At 37.4% G+C, this 20,501-nt stretch carries 15 protein-coding genes and 1 other annotated feature; of the genes, 14 read left to right on the plus strand and 1 reads right to left on the minus strand.

Annotated elements, in window-relative coordinates:
• The first annotated feature begins 92 nt into the window (after positions 1–92).
• The 11 genes from AAFN87_RS01480 (at position 93) to AAFN87_RS01530 (ending at position 14,479) form a co-directional block, all read left to right on the plus strand.
• Positions 93–266: a YjfB family protein gene (locus AAFN87_RS01480; protein WP_347789212.1), complete on the plus strand. Its 174-nt coding sequence runs from the start codon at positions 93–95 to the stop codon at positions 264–266.
• 104 nt (positions 267–370) lie between these two features.
• Entirely contained in the window at positions 371–2,038 is a 1,668-nt protein-coding gene (locus AAFN87_RS01485; RefSeq protein ID WP_347789213.1) for a hypothetical protein, read from the plus strand.
• A 75-nt stretch (positions 2,039–2,113) separates the two neighbouring features.
• Positions 2,114–3,547: an S-layer homology domain-containing protein gene (locus AAFN87_RS01490; protein ID WP_347789214.1), complete on the plus strand. Its 1,434-nt coding sequence runs from the start codon at positions 2,114–2,116 to the stop codon at positions 3,545–3,547.
• 14 nt (positions 3,548–3,561) lie between these two features.
• Complete coding sequence (locus tag AAFN87_RS01495) at positions 3,562–6,558, plus strand: VWA domain-containing protein (protein ID WP_347789215.1); 2,997 nt, start codon at positions 3,562–3,564, stop codon at positions 6,556–6,558.
• A gap of 504 nt (positions 6,559–7,062) precedes the next feature.
• Positions 7,063–8,409 carry a glutamyl-tRNA reductase gene (gene hemA / locus AAFN87_RS01500; RefSeq protein WP_347789216.1) on the plus strand — a complete coding sequence of 449 codons (1,347 nt, stop codon included), beginning with the start codon at positions 7,063–7,065 and terminating at the stop codon, positions 8,407–8,409.
• A gap of 202 nt (positions 8,410–8,611) precedes the next feature.
• A complete protein-coding gene (locus tag AAFN87_RS01505; protein WP_347789217.1) occupies positions 8,612–9,439 on the plus strand; it encodes a cytochrome c biogenesis protein in 828 nt (275 codons plus the stop codon).
• Positions 9,440–9,458: 19 nt separating this feature from the next.
• Positions 9,459–10,388, plus strand: a complete 930-nt coding sequence (gene hemC, locus AAFN87_RS01510) for a hydroxymethylbilane synthase (RefSeq protein WP_347789218.1) — start codon at positions 9,459–9,461, stop codon at positions 10,386–10,388.
• On the plus strand, positions 10,381–11,127 hold the full coding sequence (locus tag AAFN87_RS01515) for a uroporphyrinogen-III synthase (RefSeq protein WP_347789219.1): 747 nt from the start codon (positions 10,381–10,383) through the stop codon (positions 11,125–11,127). The genes hemC and AAFN87_RS01515 overlap by 8 nt, the downstream gene beginning before the upstream one ends.
• 2 nt (positions 11,128–11,129) lie before the next feature.
• A complete protein-coding gene (gene hemB, locus AAFN87_RS01520) occupies positions 11,130–12,110 on the plus strand; it encodes a porphobilinogen synthase (RefSeq protein ID WP_347789220.1) in 981 nt (326 codons plus the stop codon).
• A gap of 1 nt (position 12,111) precedes the next feature.
• Positions 12,112–13,401, plus strand: coding sequence for a glutamate-1-semialdehyde 2,1-aminomutase (hemL, locus tag AAFN87_RS01525; RefSeq protein WP_347789221.1), 1,290 nt, complete (start codon positions 12,112–12,114; stop codon positions 13,399–13,401).
• A 352-nt stretch (positions 13,402–13,753) separates the two neighbouring features.
• A complete protein-coding gene (locus AAFN87_RS01530; RefSeq protein WP_347789222.1) occupies positions 13,754–14,479 on the plus strand; it encodes a hypothetical protein in 726 nt (241 codons plus the stop codon).
• Here the strand turns inward: AAFN87_RS01530 and AAFN87_RS01535 are convergent.
• Complete coding sequence (locus AAFN87_RS01535; RefSeq protein WP_347789223.1) at positions 14,459–14,653, minus strand: hypothetical protein; 195 nt, start codon at positions 14,651–14,653, stop codon at positions 14,459–14,461. The two genes, AAFN87_RS01530 and AAFN87_RS01535, sit on opposite strands and share 21 nt — an antisense overlap.
• A 77-nt stretch (positions 14,654–14,730) precedes the next feature.
• Positions 14,731–15,014: a binding site (T-box leader), on the plus strand.
• Between the two features lie 205 nt (positions 15,015–15,219).
• On the opposite strand from AAFN87_RS01535, the gene AAFN87_RS01540 reads away from it, so the two are divergent.
• From AAFN87_RS01540 to AAFN87_RS01550, 3 genes are read left to right on the plus strand one after another with little or no spacing between them, the layout of a single operon-like run.
• Entirely contained in the window at positions 15,220–17,871 is a 2,652-nt protein-coding gene (locus AAFN87_RS01540) for a valine--tRNA ligase (RefSeq protein WP_347789224.1), read from the plus strand.
• 55 nt (positions 17,872–17,926) lie between these two features.
• Positions 17,927–19,195 carry a bifunctional folylpolyglutamate synthase/dihydrofolate synthase gene (locus AAFN87_RS01545; RefSeq protein WP_347789225.1) on the plus strand — a complete coding sequence of 423 codons (1,269 nt, stop codon included), beginning with the start codon at positions 17,927–17,929 and terminating at the stop codon, positions 19,193–19,195.
• On the plus strand, positions 19,192–20,442 hold the full coding sequence (locus AAFN87_RS01550; RefSeq protein ID WP_347789226.1) for a bifunctional folylpolyglutamate synthase/dihydrofolate synthase: 1,251 nt from the start codon (positions 19,192–19,194) through the stop codon (positions 20,440–20,442). Before AAFN87_RS01545 ends, AAFN87_RS01550 begins: the two co-directional genes overlap by 4 nt.
• Positions 20,443–20,501 lie beyond the last annotated feature (59 nt).

Genomic DNA, 20,501 nt, shown 5'->3' on the forward strand with positions numbered 1-20,501 from the left:
TTTTTTTGTATGCTATAATTTATCCTATGAAAAATGATAGAAAACCTTGATGTTAATAATTTTTGACCGATAAAAAGGTAGGAGGTGCTACTATGGATATCGCAGCATTATCAATCGCTATGCATCAATCGCAATTAATGCAAAATGTATCGTTAGCTGTAACGAAACAAGCAATGGATTTTCAAGAACAAAGTACGGAACAATTAGTTGAGATGTTGGACGCTCCGCATCCGACAGCTGGACATACAATCGACGTTTCGATTTAATGGCAAAAGGAAACACTGCATAGCAAGTGTTTCCGGTTAAATCAAAAATATGTTAGTAAAGTCATATAAATTTTATTTGAAGTAATTTGAAGGAGGAGAAATCATTGCTTAAAAGACTAACAATGATTTTTGTAGCAATTGCTGTGCTATTCTCTATTTTACCAATAGGTAAGCAAGCGCAGGCAGCTACAACATATATGTTCGTTAACGTTACATACAATGAAACAGTAGCGAAGGATGGTACTGTTACTAAAACACTAAGTAAAGTTACGCTAGAAAATAGTAAAGGAAAACGATCTACTTTCAATATCGATTCGAATGCGAAGTTATATATTAATAATACTTTAACGACGATCGAAGGTTTTAAAGCTGGAATGGAAGTGACAGTGCAATTAAATTTACGTAGAGTTAAGGAAATGCGCGGTGTTTCAGATGTAGAGCAAGGAGCTATCGTGCCAAATAGCAAACAAAAATATGGTACGGTCACAAAAATTGACCCAAATGGTTTATATGTAACAATTAAACTAGACGGCGCGAAAGAAAAGGATTTCTACGTAAATAAAAATACGAATTATATTAAAGGGTCATCTACATATGATTTAAGTGCACTTTATGAAGGGGACCGCGTTAAAGTAAAATTTGCATCCTCATCAACTTCTGTTATTTCTGAAATGGAAATTATCGTAACGGGTGTACTAGTTGAAAATGTGTATAAAGCGAAATTACAAACAGTCAATGCTACATCAAATAAATTTACTGTTCAAAATGCTCAGCCGTTTACAAACTGGCTATTTGGCGCTTCTACAAAAACAGATATGAACACGTTTAGCTTTAATAACAATACATCTATTTATGCAGGCAACGAGAAAATTACGAAAAATGAATTAAAAAAATATCAAAACAGTGAGATGTATTATGTTACGACAAAGCAATTTAGCCAAGAAGTCGTTAAGAAAATCGTCGTGCTAAAAAATAACGAGCGTACCTATTATGAACCATTATCAGCAGTCAATCCATCATTAAACTTCTTACGTTTAGGTTCTGCAGGTCAGCTCTACTTCCATGATGGGTCAATATTAATCCGCAACGGTCGATTAGTAGAACCATCCACATTAACTGCTTACGGTTCAGCATATGTCATTGCTGATGGTGGTACAAGCAGTAAGTATGCACATGTTGTGAATATTACAAATGATAGTTTCACATCGCCAAACTTAGCGACACACGGGCTGTATTTTGGTCAGTTAGCATTTGTTGACATGGACAATTATTTAGTAGAGTTAGATGAATTAGAAAAAATCGAAAACAATTACTGGGTACCTCAATCGCTAGCGACGATGTCTTATAGCAATAGCACAAACGCAGTAGCCAACTTTGGAAACGGTGTTTTATCAGTTGTACCGAATATGGATTTAATCGAATATGAAACGGAATACGGCTATTTCTATGTAAAGGATAACCATATTCAAGCAATGCACGTATTAGACTCCTCGCAAAAGAAAGCGCAACTTGTCTTAACAGGTCGCATTCAAAACTTGCGTAACATTACGAGCAATGGTCAAACATCATCATTATTGAATGTGAAAAATGTAAGCCAGTGGTTAAATGGCGAGTGGATTGATATGGGATCATTGACAAATATTGATTTAGAACAGACGATGATTATTAAAAATGGTAAAGTAATTGAAGCTTCTGAATTAAAAGCATCTGATCGCGTAGTTATCTTTGCAAACTCTACGTTTGATGCACATGTTATTTTAGTAAATGAATAATACGAATGAGGCATGTAGTATACGCTACATGCCATCTCCGTTTTTAAATATAGAAGAAAAGAGGGATCTAACAGCGTGAAGGAATTTCTGAGATGGCCATTAATATTCGTACTATTTCTAAGCGTATTAGTCTTTTATGTACCTGAGCGTACTGCTGCTCAAACCATTGATTTATATGGCGGTATTAAAAATGAAAAGACATATGAAGAAGTGTTATTTTTAACGGGGAAACCTATTAAATTTACAGGGAATAGTAAAAATGCATCTGTTACGATTAAGGAAAGTAAGGGGAAGTTAACGGAGACTTATAAATTTACGTTATCTGGTCCGAGTGGAGAAAAATTAACACGTAATTTTACATACGTATCTGATGTAACAAACTATGATCAAATAGGTCAAAGTACGGCTACTGGAGAAGTGACGAAGTATACAGAGAAAATCACAATTGGAAAAGCGACTTACACATTGTCAGATTACCAGCTATCTCAAAGTTCAGTGACAGATAAGCGTCCTGCATCAGATTATTTTTCTGGTAATGCGATTGCTCGAAAAACTTACACTGTTACAAACGGTAAACAAACAGGTGAAATTGTCGTAAACGTTGATAGCCGTAATGAAGGATACGAAAACTTCTGGGGTGCAACAGAAACACAAATTACAGAATACGAAATGATCTTTGAAGACGGTTCAATCGGTACAGTGAAAAACCGAATGTCAACTTCAAAATCTCGCACACTAACTTATGAAGAAAACGATGCATCATTATCTAGCTTTTATGGTGGCTATGTTGTCGTTAGTTCGGCAGATTCTATATCAGAATACACATATAATTTACCAAAAAGCTCTGGTACAGTTGCAATCGATACCGAAAATATGCCGCGCCTTGAACGTTTAATAGTACCAAAATTTCGCGATTTAGCTAATCATCAAGCGAAGGATGCAATTAATAAATTATATTCTTTAGGTATTTTTAACGATCAATCTAATTTCTTCTCACCAAATACGCCGATGCAACGTTATGATTTTGCGGTAGCTATAGGTAAAGCAATTGACTTGCGTGTATTAGATGAAGAGCCGACGAAAAAAGGAACTAAAAGCATTTTTAAAGACGTTAAACGGACAGCGAAAGATTATAACTATTTAGAATCAGCCGTAAATAAAGGTGTAATAAAAGGAAGTTCTTCTACTACATTCGACCCTGAAGGATTTTTAACACGCCAACAAGCAGCGACTATTTTAGTACGAGCATTAGGACTTGAAGAAAAAGCACCAGATCCAGGCTACAGTACGGATTACAAGGACGATTATAAAATTTCAGATTACGCACGTGATTCAGTCTATGTCGTATCTGAGCTTGGGCTAATGACAGGTGATTCTGTAACAGGGAAATTTAATCCGAAAGAGCGTTTAACACGCGCTCAATCTGCGTTAATTACAATTCGCTTCCTAGAATATTTAGAAAACGATTTAAAAGAAAACTACCGCGACGATATTTTGTTCTTTGAATAAGGAGGAGCAGCTACATGACTACATTAAAAAAAGCAATAGCCATAGTATTAAGCGCGGTGTTGTTGTTTGCCACATGGGCACCTTTGAAACAGCAAGTTGAAGCCGCGACAAATGAAATTACTGATATTAAAAAAAATAGCGAAAAATATACAGCTGCAAAATGGGCAGTTGACCAAGAATTAATGCAATTATTTACGGGAGGGAAATTCCAACCGAGTACACCCGTTACAGAATTGCAAATGTTAACGATGTTAGCAAAATTGGATCGAAACTATAATTTTAGTTATAGCAGCGATATGCTGTATACGTATTACGGTGATCTAAATATTCCTCTATACGGTACGAAAAATAATAATAAACGTACTGCAAATATTTCGCGAGGTCATTTTGCGCGACTATATGCTGCGATGAATGGTTTGGATTTATCAGACCCTCAAGCAGTACAGTATTTGTACACACATGAAATAACTAAAGGGATGAACGGTAAAAAAACATATGATGACTATGCACCGAAAAATAATATTACACGTGGTGATCTAGCATTATTTTTATACCGCATAGCTAAAAATGGTGGTATTGCAGTTGAAGGCTTAGCATCATCACCAACTGGAAAAGACGATAGCAAAATTACGTTGCCTTTAAACTTTTTAAGCTCAAATGGCACAGTGGATTTAACACCGCCACCTACTTCTGGTAACGGCAGTTCTAATAATCCAGATGCGTTTAAAGCTGTCCAAAGCATTGATGTATCTAATGAGGAACTAACTGCAAATGGTATTGATGCAGCTCAAATACAAATAAAATTAAAAGATAGCTTTGGAAACGATATTCCTTATGATACATCATTACAATTTAAAGTAAAATCTAAGGTTGGGGCACGTATTGTAGAAACTCCACCAACTTCAGGTTCACATGCACAGTCAAATCCTGGAGGTAGTACAACAACGATTTACTCAGATGGTCCAGAACTGAATGCGTATGTTATTGCACCAACATTAAAAAAATCAGAAAAAGATGTCATTACATTTGAATTAGTTGATACTTCAGATCCAAAATATGCAAGCTACCGTAATCACCAAATAGAGGTAGAATTACGTTACGTGCCGCGAGCAGAATTGCGTATTTCATACGAAGTATATGATCCGGATCAACCAGACTGGAATGGTGGTAACGTAGTTGGGGGACCTAAACCTCTGCCAGCTTTACCTGTAGGAGTTATTCAATCAGATAATAATCAAATTCAACAAACAGTACCATTCACTCCTAATGGTATAATTGAAGTTCGTGATTTCGATGTTGATGAATTAACTTTCGATGGATATAAATGGGAAAATTACACAACAAGTTCAGGGCAAGTAGTAAATGGGCGTGTAAGAGACGACGCTATACAATATGAAAATGCTGATTTGCGTATTGATAATCAACCAATTTCAGTTTGGTTATTTGAGCAAATTTTAGATCGTATGATTTATGGTGATGCTGCAGGAAATGGCGGATACGGTAAAGTGAATGTTTACTATACTATTAATAGCGATGGACGCGCGGTATATAATTTACAAGATGTTATGGATGATAGTTTTACAAGTCAATTTGAATCGAAAATTCATGCATTAGTTGTCCATTTGTTAACATATTTCCCGAAAAACACAAATGATTTAACGATGGTTCACTACGATAGTGTAAAAGCAGTAAAAGCGATTTTTGATTCATTAAGTAAGGCGGACCAAGACTATTTAGCGAAAAACTATAAAGATACAGTCGGAAATTTAAATGGTTATAATGCTAAAGTTGATAGTTTAAAAGAGAGTCAAGAGATTGTAGACCGACCAGAAGGCATGGAGCGATATACAAAAGTAATAGTTAACGTTGTAGCACCGAGTGGTCAAGTAATAAAAGATTATAAAGGAACTGTGGAAATAGAATTTAATGGTCAACGCAAAGTTGTATCATTTAATACGAATACTACAGATTACAATACGGGAACTGGCTATGCTGGCTCTGCTGTTGGATATTTTGATTCGATCGTGTACGGTAAGTCAACAGCAACGGCAACTTTAATCAAATCTAATATCGACCCACGCTATAAAGATATGTTAAAAGATATTACAGGTGTAACTGTTAAACAGTCGGTGTTTACTAATCCGAAATTCAATAAAAATGTATGTTCACTTACGACAGAAGTTTCGTTTGTTGTAGACCAATCGGGTTCAATGCGAAAGTTAGATCCGAATAATTATGTAGCAGAAAAAACAAAACAATTAATTCGCCAAATCGGAGCAAATAATACGACAGTCATTCCTTTCGCTTCTAATACAGGTTCGGTTGTCAAAGGAACTGCAGCGAATATAGTGAATAATACTGGTTTACTAGATTACGAAAATATGAGATCTAGAGGGACTAATATACCTAAAGCATTAGATGTAGCATTAAATAATTTTGATACAGATAGCAAAACAGCGAAATCAATCATTTTAATAACAGATGGTAAAACAACTGAATCGAAAATAGATAGTATGATTGAAAAAGCGAAAAAAGCTAATATTAAAATCTATACAATTGCTGTAGGAAATGCGAAAAATGTGAATTTACCAGTGCTTAAGAAATTATCCTCTGAAACAGGGGGTCAAAGCTTCCATATAACAGAAATAGAAAAATTACACAGTGCATACCAATCGATTGTTGACTCAATTTTATGTGCTAAGTTCGTATCTGACGCAAGCTGCGATACAAGCGCGGGCTTATTCAATTCAGCGACAGTAGACATTACGCGTTCAACTGTTATTATGACAGCGGAAATTAGCCAAAACTGTACAAATGTTCAGGCAGTGCAAGTGCGCTTTAGCTCGTATAGCGGAGATGTGAACTATGATTTAATTGCGCGAGGTCAAAATGTATTTAAAGCAAGTCGAGCAATTAAGAAATTTGACCGTTTCGACTTGTATAATGAAGTGTTCTTCCGTGCATTTGATAAAGACGGAAATTTAATTGTAGAAAAGCAAGTAGATTTATAATGAAGAAAAGCTAGTAGGTGCGTCCTACTAGCTTTTTGTATGGGCATTTTTCTACTGAGCATAAAAATTAGGGTTCTATAATATTTGTTTGGGTATACACACAATTTCGTACAAAAAAAGGACAAGCTCACTCTTTTTTATATACTTGAATTGACGAGAAACAAGTAAAGGAAAAGTGAGTTGTGCTATATGAATATTAACATGAATATCCCAGGATTAAAAAATGTCATCATTGATCAGATAGAAGAACGCAAGGAGCGTATGTAGCGTTCTGCTTTATTTGCAATAATAAAATTTAAAGCAAGAGTATACAGCTTTCCTTATTCGCTAAAACTGTTTACTAAAGTAACATTGAAAATGTTGTCGGAATTTGTTAAGCTTACTTTATAATAATTCTAAAATAAAAATTCATTCATAGCATGTTCACATGTAAAACAGTGGAAATGCTTTCTTTTATGTTACAATAGGACGTATGAATTAGAACGTGTGAGGTGTGAGGGGTTCATGCATACACTAGTAGTAGGCTTGAATTATAAAACAGCGCCAGTTGAAATACGTGAAAAGCTATCATTTATTGAAAGCGATTTACCAAATGCAATGGCAGCTTTACAACAGCAGAAAAGTATTTTGGAAAATGTCATTGTATCGACTTGTAACCGAACAGAAATTTACGCGGTTGTCGACCAATTACATACAGGTCGTTATTATATTAAGCAATTTTTAGCAAACTGGTTTAACATACCAATAGATCAATTTGAATCACATTTATTTATTCGTGAAGAAGATGACTCAATCAATCATTTATTTAAAGTAACTGCGGGTATTGATTCGATGGTGCTTGGTGAAACACAAATTTTAGGACAAGTTAAAAAGAGCTTTTTACAAGGCCAAGAAGTAGGTACAACAGGTACTGTATACAATCAGCTATTTAAGCAAGCGGTGACTTTTGCGAAACGTGCACATAATGAAACAGCAATTGGAGAAAATGCAGTTTCAGTTTCGTATGCAGCTGTCGAACTTGCGAAAAAGATATTCGGCTCATTAAAGCGCAAGCATGTGGCGATTTTAGGTGCTGGAAAAATGGGTGAGCTTGCTATTCAAAACTTATACGGCAGTGGTGTTGAGAAAGTAACGGTCATTAACCGTACGTTTGAAAAAGCACAAACACTTGCGTCAAAATTTGAAGGCGATGCAAAATCAATGCAAGAATTACAATGTACTTTACTAGAAGCCGATATATTAATTAGTTCTACTGGTTCGACAGAATATGTAATCGACTATGAACTTATGCAATATGTAGCAAGTCTTCGTAAGGGACAACCATTATTCATGGTAGATATTGCCGTTCCAAGAGACTTGGACCCACGTATCGGTGATTTACCGAATATTTTCCTTTATGATATTGATGATTTACAAGGCATCGTACAAGCGAACTTAGCAGAGCGTGAACGTGCTGCAAGCGAAATTACGACTTTAATTAGCCAGGAAGTTATACAGTTTAACGAATGGTTTGCTACTTTAGGTGTTGTTCCAGTGATTTCAGCACTGCGTAAAAAAGCGAATCGTATTCAAGAAGAGACGATGATTAGTATCGAAAATAAAATGCCAGATTTAACAGAGCGTGAACGCAATATTTTAAATAAGCATACGAAATCAATCATTAATCAATTATTGAAGGACCCGATTCTTCAAGCAAAAGAAATGGCTAATTCCTCAAAAGCGAATGAGCAATTACAATTATTCCAAGCAATTTTCGGCATTATAGAAGATGTGCAGGAAGAAGTTGTACAACAAACACAAAAAAAGGCACAGCCAAAAGATGCAACAATTCGACCTGAGTTGTCATTTTAACTAGCAGATAGGAAAGTAGTAAATTTAGGCTATCTGCATAAGAAAGTACGTCATCTCGCTCTATTTGCAGCGAGAGATGTCTTTCAAAAATAAACGAAGCGTTTTCGTATCTGTGTGGTAAACTAATAGATACTGAAGGCGCTTTTTTCTTGCTATAAAAGCAAGTAGCCTAATTATTTGGATGATAAAAGAAGGGTTGCCTATGTCTGAAGTAATAATGACGAGAATTTACGAAGTGATGGTCGTATTATATGCAATTAGTCTCGTATTTTACTTTACCGATTATTTATACAAGCGTGTAAGAGCGCGCCGTATTGCTTTCTGGCTCGTGTCCATTGTATGGGTATTACAAACAATATATTTTGTATGGTTTATGTTTGAAATAAATCGTTTTCCGATATTGTCCTTATTTGAAGGTGTATACTTTTATGCATGGCTGTTAACTACATTATCAATTGTACTTCATTGTATTGCACGCGTTGATTTGCCAGTATTTTTTATTAATGTTCTAGGTTTTATATTTGTAACAATTCACTTATTTGCACCGAATGATGTTGTTCAGCCTGTTCGGGATTCTTTAATTTCGGAAATGCTATTTATTCATATTAGCTTTGCAATTGTGTCGTATGCTGCGTTTTCATTGTCGTTTGTCTTTTCAGTATTATATTTAATTTTATATCGCATGCTGAAAGAGAAGAAATTCCACCATTTATGGTCAAGACTCCCGAGCTTACAACAAACGAGTAGCTGGATGAGCAATTCGATTTTAGTTGGTGTACCTTTATTATTTGTAAGTTTAGTACTCGGCTTAGGCTGGGCATTTTTATCATTAGAAGGCTTATCAGTTTTTGACGCAAAAATAATCGGTTCTTTTATTTTAACCGTAATTTATCTTACAATTTTATTATTACAACGTAGTGGAAAGTTAGTAGGAACGTCATATGCCTGGATACAAATTTATACTTTTTTATTCGTTGTCATTAATTTCTTCTTAGGTAGTAAATTATCAAACTTCCATTTATGGTATTAACGAAAGAGGTAGGGATATAGTGAGAAAAATTATCGTAGGTTCACGAAAAAGTAAGTTAGCAATTACACAAACGAATTGGTTTATTAATGAGTTACGTGCTGCAGGTGTGCCTTTCGAATTTGAAGTGAAAGAAATCGTTACAAAAGGCGACCGAATATTAGATGTACAGCTATCAAAAGTTGGAGGTAAAGGTTTGTTCGTGAAAGAAATTGAGCAAGCACTTTACGATAAAGAAATCGACTTCGCTGTACATTCGATGAAAGATATGCCCGCAGTACTTCCAGAAGGCTTAGTAATCGGCTGTATTCCACCACGTGAAGATGCGCGTGATGCGTTCATTTCGAAAGGTCATGTCAAATTTGCTGATCTTCCAAAAGGTTCGGTAATTGGTACAAGCTCACTTCGACGTAGTGCACAACTTTTACAAGTCCGTCCTGACCTAGAGATCAAATGGATTCGAGGTAACGTTGATACACGTTTAGCTAAGTTAGAAACTGAAGAATATGATGCGATTATTTTAGCGGCAGCAGGGCTAAAACGTCTTGGCTGGAGTGACGAAGTTGTTACTGAATACTTAAATATTGATACTTGTTTACCAGCAGTGGCACAAGGTTCTTTAGGGATTGAATGTCGCTCTGATGATGCGGAATTGTTAGCTGAGCTTGCTAAGTTAACAGATCCTGCTACTTGGAAATCTGCACATGCCGAGCGATCTTTCCTGGCAGCTATGGACGGAGGATGCCAAGTACCAATTGCGGGGTTTGCAACGGTAAATGGTGAAGAAATTACGTTAACTGGTTTAGTAGCAGCGCCTGATGCCTCAGTTACATATAAAGAAACTGTAACAGGAACAGATGCTGTAGCGGTCGGAAAAGAAGTTGCAGAAATTTTAACGAAACAAGGAGCATTTGACTTAATACAAAAAGTGAAGGCTGAGCAAAATGCTTAATGATTTGCCCCTTGCACGGAAAACTATTTATGTGACAGGCACTCAAAAAGTACAAACGATTGAGGAGCTTGTACAAGCGAATGGTGGTAAGGTTAAATCCTTTCCACTTATTGATGTACAGGAATGTATTGCAGCAGATGATGCCGAAAAATTAGCGCATAGCAAATCATACGAATGGCTTATTTTTACAAGTCAAAACGCAGTGGAAAGTTTTGTGAAGAAGCTACATAGAGCAAAGCAAAATGTAGATACATTTCTTTGCAAAATTGCAGCAGTTGGCACAAAAACAGCAAAAGCTCTTGAAAACAGTGGCTTTACGGTTGAATTTATGCCAAGTATTTTTAGTGCGGACGTATTTGTTAAAGAATTTCCACTAGTTGCTGGCAAAGGCCGTTGCCTGTTTTTGCGCGGAAACTTAGCAAAGACAACAATTCGAGACGCTCTTGCTTGTGATGAGTGGACAGTATATGAAACTGTTGAATCGACAAAACATATACAAGCACTCGCGGAAAGCTTAATACAGGAAGAAGAACCAATTGTCATTTTTGCTAGCCCTTCTGCTGTGAAAGTTTATGCACAATACATTGTACCCGACTTTGATTGGAGTTATATTACGATTGCATCGATAGGTCATATTACGACAGCTGAATTAAAAAGCTACGGTGCAACGGTCGATGTACAACCGGACACGTATACGATGAAAGCTGTTGTTGAACATTTAATTATTGGAGGACTTTAACCATGACAGAACTATATTTCCAAAGACACCGTCGCTTACGTCATAGTGCAGGAATGCGCGCAATGGTGAAGGAAACATACTTACACAAAGAAGATTTAATTTACCCAATCTTTGTTGCTGAAGGTGAAAACATTAAAAATGAAGTGCAATCAATGCCTGGCGTATTCCAATTTTCATTAGATCATTTAGGTGCAGAGATTGACGAAGTTGTGGCACTAGGCATTCCAGCTGTTATTTTATTTGGCTTACCTGCAGAAAAAGATGCAGTTGGTTCAGGTGCATATCACGATCACGGTATTGTCCAAAAAGCTACACGCTTTATTAAGGAGCGTCACCCTCAGCTATTAGTCGTAGCAGATACTTGCTTATGTGAATATACAGATCACGGTCACTGTGGTGTAGTGGAAGGCGAACAAATTTTAAATGATCCTTCATTAAATTTATTAGCACAAACTGCGATTTCTCAAGCAGAAGCAGGTGCTGATATTATTGCACCTTCAAATATGATGGACGGTTTCGTTACAGCTATCCGCGCAGGCTTAGATGCTGCAGGGTTTGAGCATATTCCGATTATGTCTTATGCAGTAAAATATGCTTCTGGCTATTACGGTCCATTCCGCGAAGCAGCAGATGGTGCACCGCAATTTGGTGATCGTAAAACATATCAAATGGACCCATCAAACCGTATGGAAGCAATTCGTGAAGCAACATCGGATGTTGAAGAAGGCGCTGATTTCTTGATCGTTAAGCCAGCTCTTGCGTACTTAGATATTATTCGTGATGTAAAAAATAACTTCCCGTTACCAATCGTTGCGTATAATGTATCAGGTGAATATGCGATGGTAAAAGCGGCTGCAATTAATGGGTGGATTGATGAAAAATCCGTTGTAATGGAAACTTTACTCGGCATGAAACGTGCAGGTTCTGATTTAATTATTACGTACCACGCAAAAGATGTGGCACGCTGGTTGGAGGGAAAATAATATGCGCTCTTATGAAAATTCTAAACAAGCATTTGTAGAAGCAATTGATTTAATGCCAGGTGGTGTAAACAGCCCGGTTCGTGCATTTAAATCAGTAAATATGGACCCGATTTTCATGGAATCTGGCCATGGTGCGATTATTAAAGATATTGATGGCAATGAATATATCGACTACGTATTATCTTGGGGGCCGCTAATTTTAGGTCATACACATCCGGAAGTAGTAGAAGCAATTGCAAAGCAAGCAGCTAAGGGCGCTTCTTTTGGATCGCCGACACTTTCGGAAAATAAATTAGCAAAGCTAGTTTTGGACCGTCTACCGTCTGTTGAAATGATTCGTTTCGTATCATCTGGTACTGAAGCTACAATGTCGGCATTACGTTTGGCGCGTGGTTATACTGGTCGGGACAAAATATTGAAATTCGAAGGTTCTTACCACGGACATGGTGATTCACTACTTATTAAAGCAGGCTCTGGCGTGGCAACTTTAGGTTTGCCTGATAGCCCTGGTGTACCAGCAGATATTGCGAAAAACACATTAACAGTTGCTTATAACGATTTAGAATCTGCGAAATTAGTATTTGAAAAATACGGTGACGATTTAGCTGCTGTAATTTTAGAGCCTGTTGCAGGGAATATGGGTGTTGTGCCACCACAACCAGGATTCCTACAAGGCTTACGCGAATTAACAGAAGCAAACGGCACGGTATTAATCTTTGACGAAGTTATGACGGGCTTCCGTGTAGACTACGGCTGTGCACAAGAGTACTTCGGTATTAGACCGGACCTTACTTGCTTAGGTAAAGTAATCGGAGGCGGGCTTCCTGTAGGAGCCTTCGGTGGTAAACGTGAAATTATGGAGCGAGTAGCACCTGCTGGACCAATTTATCAAGCAGGAACTTTATCGGGTAATCCACTTGCTATGACTGCTGGATACGAAACATTATCTCGTTTAGATAAAGAATCCTATGCGCATTTCCGCAAACTAGGCGATCAACTTGAAGTAGGATTCCGAGAAGCTGCAACGAAATACAATATTCCGCATACAGTAAATCGTGCTGGCTCTATGATTGGTTTCTTCTTTACAAATGAAGAAGTTATAGATTTTGAATCAGCTAAAACATCTGATTTACAATTATTTGCTGAGTACTTTAAATTAATGGCTGAAGAAGGCATCTTCATACCACCGTCTCAGTTTGAAGGGTTATTTATTTCAACTGCACATACGGAGGAACATATTGCAAAAACTGTGCAAGCGTTTAATACAGTATTTGCGAAATTAGCAAAATAAAAATATCCGAGGCAGGGACAAAATAAAAAACCATCATTTTTCCAATGAGAAAAATGATGGTTTTTTACGTTTAGATAATTGATTTCCGTTCTGGGGACTCTTTCCTGGGGCACGGCTCTAGCCTGTAGTCTCTCACTCGTGCGACTGTCGCTATGCTTTCGTAACAGGTAGTAAATTGCTGTTCCCGAAGGAGTCGTCCTTTCACTCCAATCAATTAAGAACATCAAATTTTTAGTATAGATAGTTCGTGCTTTTCATAAAAACCACGCTTATGTCCCAGCCTAGTATTTAATTGGCCAGTTTCATAAGTTTTTTTGTCTATACATACATTAGTATGTATAGGAGGGAAGCAATGAAAACAATTACATGGGATATGGTAGAGCAATTCACATTTCCGGTAGGGCTAGGTGCGATTGAAGACGTCGTATCAGTTCAAGTTACACCTCAGTGGGAGCAAAGTGATGACGGTCAGTCCATTCGTTTATCTGGTATTTATCATGTAATGGCATCTGTCCAGTTTAATCCGGTTCAGCAAGTAGAACAAGTAGATGGAACTTATATCGAGCATATCGATATTGAGCAATCGACAGGTTATTTTGAATACGCATTGCCACTGGATGTAGATTTACCGAGCGATAAAGTAGTTGGTCCGATAACACTCGCAGTAAATGATATAAAAACTTCGAGTGATGCTGCTAGCTGTCAATTTACGTGGCAAGTACAGTGCAATTATACTGATCCTCAAGCAGAGGTAATTGAAACATTGCAACTAGAAATCGCGCAACATGAGCCGACAGTAAAGCAACAAGAGCCAGTAAAACAACAAGTTGCGGAGCAAGTAGTTGAACACCAAGAGCCAGTAAAACAACAAGCCGCGCAGCATACTATTGAACACCAAGAACAGGTGCAACATACAGTCGTACATCCAGAAGTAGTACAGCAGGAGCCAGTTGCATATCAAGAAAGTAGCTTGAGTCAAATAGAAGTGCACAAACCCTCATTACAAGATGAATTTTTTGCCGATTTGACAGATACTTATAGTGTGTTCAATGCTAATTTAAATAATATCCGTAGTTAGTAAATATGTGATTACTAAAAGAAGAATGAGGAGAATCAAATCGCCTGTTGTCGGGAATAAAAATGTTCTAACACCTTGGAACACCGTAATTGGTATAATGATTGTTTTACAATAAAATCTAGTCTTTCGTAGCCAAGGCGGTAATAAGTACGGATTATAACTTTTCCTACGCATAACAGCACATCCTTTCAATTTTAGACTTAAGCTTGAAAAACCTCACTAAATTATATACAATATGTACTATCTAAATACTTGATGCCATGATGAGGAAGAGTAAAATGATATTGCTTGGTTAGAGAGGGAACGGTAGCTGAAAAGTTTCTACAACGCAACCATTTGAAAGTAGCCTAAGAGCAGTTTTTGTGAACTAATAGTAGCAAACGCCGGTTAAACACCGTTATCGAATTAAGAGCCAGTAAAGGTGAGTTATTTTGCGCTCATATGATTATTCTTTTCTCATATAGCAAGCGCTTAACTTAGCACATTACTGGAATTAAAGGTGGTACCGCGAACTTAAAACTCCTTCGTCCTTTTTATAAGACGATAGGAGTTTTTTTATTTACAAAAAGGAAGCGTAAATTTCTGGAGTTCGAGCAGCGTCTAGCTCCAGCGCCCAGCCCCTCGAGGTCGCGGTCTGCCCTCGGTCGAAAGCGGAAAAGATGCTTTCGATTCGGGGCTTCCAGCGCTTGTCGGGGCTAAACAGGGCGCTTGCGCTTTTCTAAAAAAAGGAGGAATTCATTATGACAGAACAACAAGATTTATCAATGCCAACGAAATATGATCCACAGTCAATTGAAGCGGGTCGCTACGAGTGGTGGCTACAAGGCAAATTTTTCGAAGCACAGCCTGAAAGTGGAAAAGAGCCATACTCAATCGTAATCCCACCACCGAATGTAACAGGAAAGCTACACTTAGGTCACGCTTGGGACACGACATTACAAGATATATTAATTCGTATGAAGCGCATGCAAGGTTATGACGCACTATGGTTACCAGGTATGGACCACGCGGGTATTGCTACACAAGCTAAGGTTGAAGAAAAGTTACGTGAAAACGGTGTATCTCGTTATGATTTAGGCCGCGAAAAATTTCTGGAAAAAACATGGGAATGGAAAGAAGAGTATGCTAGTCATATTCGCCAGCAATGGTCGAAAGTAGGGTTAGCATTAGATTATTCACGTGAACGTTTCACACTTGATGAAGGTTTATCAGATGCTGTAAAAGAAGTTTTCATCAAATTGTATGAAAAAGGGTTAATCTACCGCGGTGAACGTATTATTAACTGGGATCCAGCAGCAAAAACAGCACTTTCAGATATTGAAGTAATTCATAAAGAAGTTGAAGGCGCGTTTTATCATATGGAATACCCATTAGCGGATGGTTCAGGTAAGCTTCAAGTTGCTACTACACGTCCCGAAACAATGCTTGGAGACTCTGGTGTTGCTGTACATCCAGAAGATGTGCGTTATAAGCATTTAATTGGTAAAACAGTTATTCTGCCAATCGTTGGCCGCGAAATCCCGATTGTTGCTGATGATTACGTTGATATGGAATTCGGTACAGGTGTAGTTAAAATGACTCCAGCACATGATCCGAACGACTTTGAAGTAGGTAACCGTCATAACTTAGAACGTATTTTAGTAATGAATGAAGACGGGACAATGAATGATTTAGCAGGCAAATATGCGAATATGGATCGCTTCGAATGCCGTAAGCAAATCGTTAAAGATTTACAAGAGCAAGGTGTTTTAATCAAAATTGAGCCACATGTACACCAAGTAGGCCACTCTGAACGATCAGGTGCAGTTGTTGAGCCTTATCTTTCAGCACAATGGTTTGTAAAAATGGGACCTCTTGCGGAACAAGCTCTATCAATCCAAGATAATGAAGATGAAAAAGTACACTTCGTACCAAACCGTTTTGAAAACACATATAATCGTTGGATGGAAAACATTCACGATTGGTGTATTTCTCGTCAATTATGGTGGGGTCACCAAATCCCAGCTTGGTACCACAATGAAACAGGTGAAGTATATGTTGGTAAAGAAGCGCCAGCCGACAAAGAAAACTGGACACAAGATGAAGACGTATTAGACACATGGTTCTCTTCTGCGTTATGGCCATTTTCGACGATGGGTTGGCCAGATACAAATAATGAAGAATTTAAACGTTATTACCCAACGAATACGTTAGTAACAGGTTATGATATTATTTTCTTCTGGGTATCACGTATGATCTTCCAAGGAAAAGAATTTACAGGTGAACGCCCATTCAAAGATGTACTTATCCACGGTTTAGTACGTGACGAAGAAGGTCGTAAAATGAGTAAATCACTAGGCAATGGTGTTGACCCAATGGAAGTCATTGAAAAATATGGTGCAGACTCGTTACGTTACTTCTTAGCTACAGGATCATCACCAGGCCAAGATTTACGTTATTCTACAGAAAAGGTAGAAGCTACTTGGAACTTTGCCAATAAAATTTGGAATGCGTCTCGTTTCGCTCTTATGAATATGGAAGGCTTAACATTTGATGAAATCGATTTAACAGGTGATTTATCTGTTGCAGATAAATGGATTCTTTCTCGCTTAAATGAAACAATCGACCGTGTAACATCGCTTTCTGATAAATACGAATTTGGTGAAGTTGGTCGTGAGCTTTATAATTTCATTTGGGATGATTTCTGTTCTTGGTATATTGAAATGGCGAAACTACCTCTGTATGGTGAAGACGAAGCAGCGAAGAAAACAACGCGCTCAGTGCTTGCACATGTATTAGACCAAACAATGCGTTTATTACACCCAATCATGCCATTTATTACAGAAGAAATTTGGCAGCACTTACCACATAAAGGTGAATCTATTACAGTAGCTGAATGGCCAACTGTAAATCCTAATTATAACTTTGAGGAAGATGCGCAAAGTATGAAACTTCTTATGGATATTATACGTTCAGTGCGTAATATCCGTGCTGAGGTAAATACACCAATGAGCAAAAAAGTGCCACTTTATATTTCTGCGAAAGATGCTGTGACAGCAAGTATTTTAGAAGCGAATAAAGCGTACATCGAAAAATTCTGTAACCCAGATACACTAGTAATTGGGGAAGGAATTGAAGCTCCAGGTCAAACGATGTCAGCGGTTGTGTCAGGTGCGGAACTATTCTTACCGCTTGCAGGCTTAATTAATGTAGATGAAGAAATTGCTCGTCTTGAAAAAGAGCTTGAAAAATGGGCAAAAGAGGTTAAATTAGTTTCTGGTAAGCTGTCAAACGAAAAATTCGTTTCAAAAGCACCAGAAGCATTAGTAAATGCAGAACGTGAAAAATTAGCAGACTACGAAGAAAAGTATGCTACGGTTGAAAAACGTTTAACAGAATTAAAAACTATGTAATAAAGCAGGGTTCTCTCAACTTGGGGGAGCCCTCTTTTTGAATGGAGTGATGATAATGTTTCAATCGATGGAAGAATGTACACAGTTTATTTTTGGGTTAAAGGCAAGTATGTATAAAGGGGAGCCGCTAGAGTCAGCGAAAAAAATATTAAATGCATTAGGCAACCCTGAATGTAATACGAAGTTTATTCACTTTGCTGGTTCGAACGGGAAGGGCTCTACATTAAATGCTACAAGGGAAATATTAATGGCACACGGGCTGACAGTTGGAGCATTTACATCTCCGCATTTAGAGCGCGCAAATGAACGTGTGACAATAAATAAAACAGAAATTACAGATGAACAGTTTTTACGCTATGCAAATAATGTTGCATTAATTGTTCAAGACCAGCTAGACGGTAAATTTCCTAGTTTTTTTGAAATGGTAACAATTATAGCGTTGCAACACTTTGCGCATGAAAAAGTCGATATTGCTTTAATGGAAACAGGTATTGGTGGACGACTTGATTCGACAAATGTTATTACACCAGAAGTGAGTGTTATTACGACCATTTCATTAGAACATACCGATATGCTTGGTAATACATATGCTGAAATTGCTTATGAAAAAGCTGGTATTATAAAAGAAGGTAAGCCCGCGGTAATAGGTGTAAAAAATTTAGAAGCGTTACAAGTGATTAAAGAAGTTGCTCATGAAAAAGACTCCGAATTGTATATTTTAAGTGAAGAAATATTTGTGGAAACTTTAGTAAATGGGCAATTTAATTATAATGATGGGGCAGAAATTAAAAATTTGGAGCTCGCAATGGAAGGGGCGCATCAAATGGACAATGCGGCACTCGCAATGAAAGCAGCTGCCCTTATTCTTGGGGAACTGGATGAGAAAAAATTGCGATTGGCGTTAAAACAGGCAAAATGGCAGGGGCGCTTTGAGCGTTTCGGTGAGCAAATTATTTTAGATGGTGCACATAATTCAGAAGGGACAGCTGCTCTTCTCGAAACTTTGGCGCAAGTTGAGCCGAATAAATCATACACATTTGTTTATGCAGCATTGCAAGATAAGGATCATGGACTTAGCATTGCGATGATGGATAAAGCCGCAAAGAAGATGATTTTTACCGAAATAGATTTACCGCGTGCTGCAAAAGCAGAGCAATTATTTGAACAAAGTAATCATAAAGAAAAACGTGCTATACGAAATTGGCAATCGTTTATTCTCGAAAAATATGAAACACAAAAAGAAGATGAATTGCTAATAATTACTGGTTCACTTTATTTTATAGGTGAAGTACGAACATTTCTACAAAAAAGAGGGGTAAAATGATTCCAAAATTTGATGTCTATAAAGAACGATGGCAGCTAAAAAGTGATGATATGATTAAACCGGGATTAGATAGTATGAAACAAGCGTTAAAATTGCTCGGTCATCCAGAACAGCACCTTGCTGTTGTACATTTAGCGGGGACGAACGGCAAAGGGTCAACGCTTACATTTTTAGAGCAAGTTACCCGTGCGCACGGCCTATCTGTCGGTAAGTTCATGTCGCCATGTATTGTAGATGTGCACGATCAAATCCAAGTTAACGGGGAGCCTATTATGAAGCAGGAGCTCGACTATGTGTTTCAGCAAATGGTAGAAGCAAATTTAAGTAGCTTACTTACTGATTTTGAATTATTAACATGTGCGGCCATTTTGCATTTTAATAATACACAGGTGGATGTAGTATTGCTAGAAGCTGGGATGGGCGGTCGCGAAGATAGTACGAATGTTGTAACACCGATTGTATCTATAATCCCTAGTATTGCACTTGAGCATACGAACTTTTTAGGAGATACATTAACAAGTATTGCAGGACATAAGGCGGGTATTATAAAAAATGGCAAACCTGTTGTGACAGGGGTCTTACAAGAAGAAGCCTGTAAAGTAGTAAAGCATGAAGCTTTTACTAAAAAAGCGCCATTGCTTATGCTTGGTGATATTTTTGAAGTGAAAGAAAAAGAAGGAGAGACTATTTATAGTAATGACGAAATGGGCATAGTAATAGACGGCTTATATCGGCAGCTACAAGGTCCGCATCAAGGGCAAAATATGGCACTCGCTATTACCTCATTTTTTGAAGTGGCAGAAGCATTGCGTATCCCTATAGATTTTGATGCTATTCGTCTTGGTGTGCGCAGAGCGAAAGTTCCGGGACGGTTTGAAGAAATACTGCCTAATTTATATTTTGATGGCGCACATAATCCTGCAAGCGCAGAAATGCTCGTACAAACGATTAGAGGCATATTCCCAAATCAGAAAGTAGAATTTATTATAGGAATGTTAGCTGATAAAGATGTTCAAGGAGTATTGTATATTTTATCAAGCGTAGCCAAAAAGTTTACGTTTGTAGATTTCGACAATCCAAGAGCGATAAAAGCTGAAAAAATGCTTAATATGTCTAATGGTGTAGAATGTGTAGTTAAAAAGATAGATGAAATAAACTTCAGGAAAGAAAATGAGGGGTCTGGTATTAGGATTGTAACAGGCTCGTTGTATTTGATTAGTGAATTGAGAAATTTAATAAAACTTTAGGATAGTTTTCAATCCCATTTAGTGACAGATTAAAATCGAGTTGATATGATAATTTTAAT

The sequence above is a fragment of the Solibacillus sp. CAU 1738 genome (assembly GCF_039888725.1).
Lineage (GTDB): Bacteria > Bacillota > Bacilli > Bacillales_A > Planococcaceae > Metasolibacillus.

Bases quoted from the DNA above. Each gene is read 5' to 3' on its own strand.
- hemL (WP_347789221.1), top strand. From the start codon at position 12,112: ATGCGCTCTTATGAAAATTCTAAACAAGCATTTGTAGAAGCAATTGAT.
- AAFN87_RS01545 (WP_347789225.1), top strand. From the start codon at position 17,927: ATGTTTCAATCGATGGAAGAATGTACACAGTTTATTTTTGGGTTAAAG.
- AAFN87_RS01550 (WP_347789226.1), top strand. From the start codon at position 19,192: ATGATTCCAAAATTTGATGTCTATAAAGAACGATGGCAGCTAAAAAGT.
- AAFN87_RS01530 (WP_347789222.1), top strand. From the start codon at position 13,754: ATGAAAACAATTACATGGGATATGGTAGAGCAATTCACATTTCCGGTA.
- AAFN87_RS01515 (WP_347789219.1), top strand. From the start codon at position 10,381: ATGCTTAATGATTTGCCCCTTGCACGGAAAACTATTTATGTGACAGGC.
- AAFN87_RS01535 (WP_347789223.1), bottom strand. From the start codon at position 14,653: ATGCGTAGGAAAAGTTATAATCCGTACTTATTACCGCCTTGGCTACGA.
- AAFN87_RS01540 (WP_347789224.1), top strand. From the start codon at position 15,220: ATGACAGAACAACAAGATTTATCAATGCCAACGAAATATGATCCACAG.
- AAFN87_RS01505 (WP_347789217.1), top strand. From the start codon at position 8,612: ATGTCTGAAGTAATAATGACGAGAATTTACGAAGTGATGGTCGTATTA.
- AAFN87_RS01480 (WP_347789212.1), top strand. From the start codon at position 93: ATGGATATCGCAGCATTATCAATCGCTATGCATCAATCGCAATTAATG.
- AAFN87_RS01495 (WP_347789215.1), top strand. From the start codon at position 3,562: ATGACTACATTAAAAAAAGCAATAGCCATAGTATTAAGCGCGGTGTTG.
- hemA (WP_347789216.1), top strand. From the start codon at position 7,063: ATGCATACACTAGTAGTAGGCTTGAATTATAAAACAGCGCCAGTTGAA.
- hemB (WP_347789220.1), top strand. From the start codon at position 11,130: ATGACAGAACTATATTTCCAAAGACACCGTCGCTTACGTCATAGTGCA.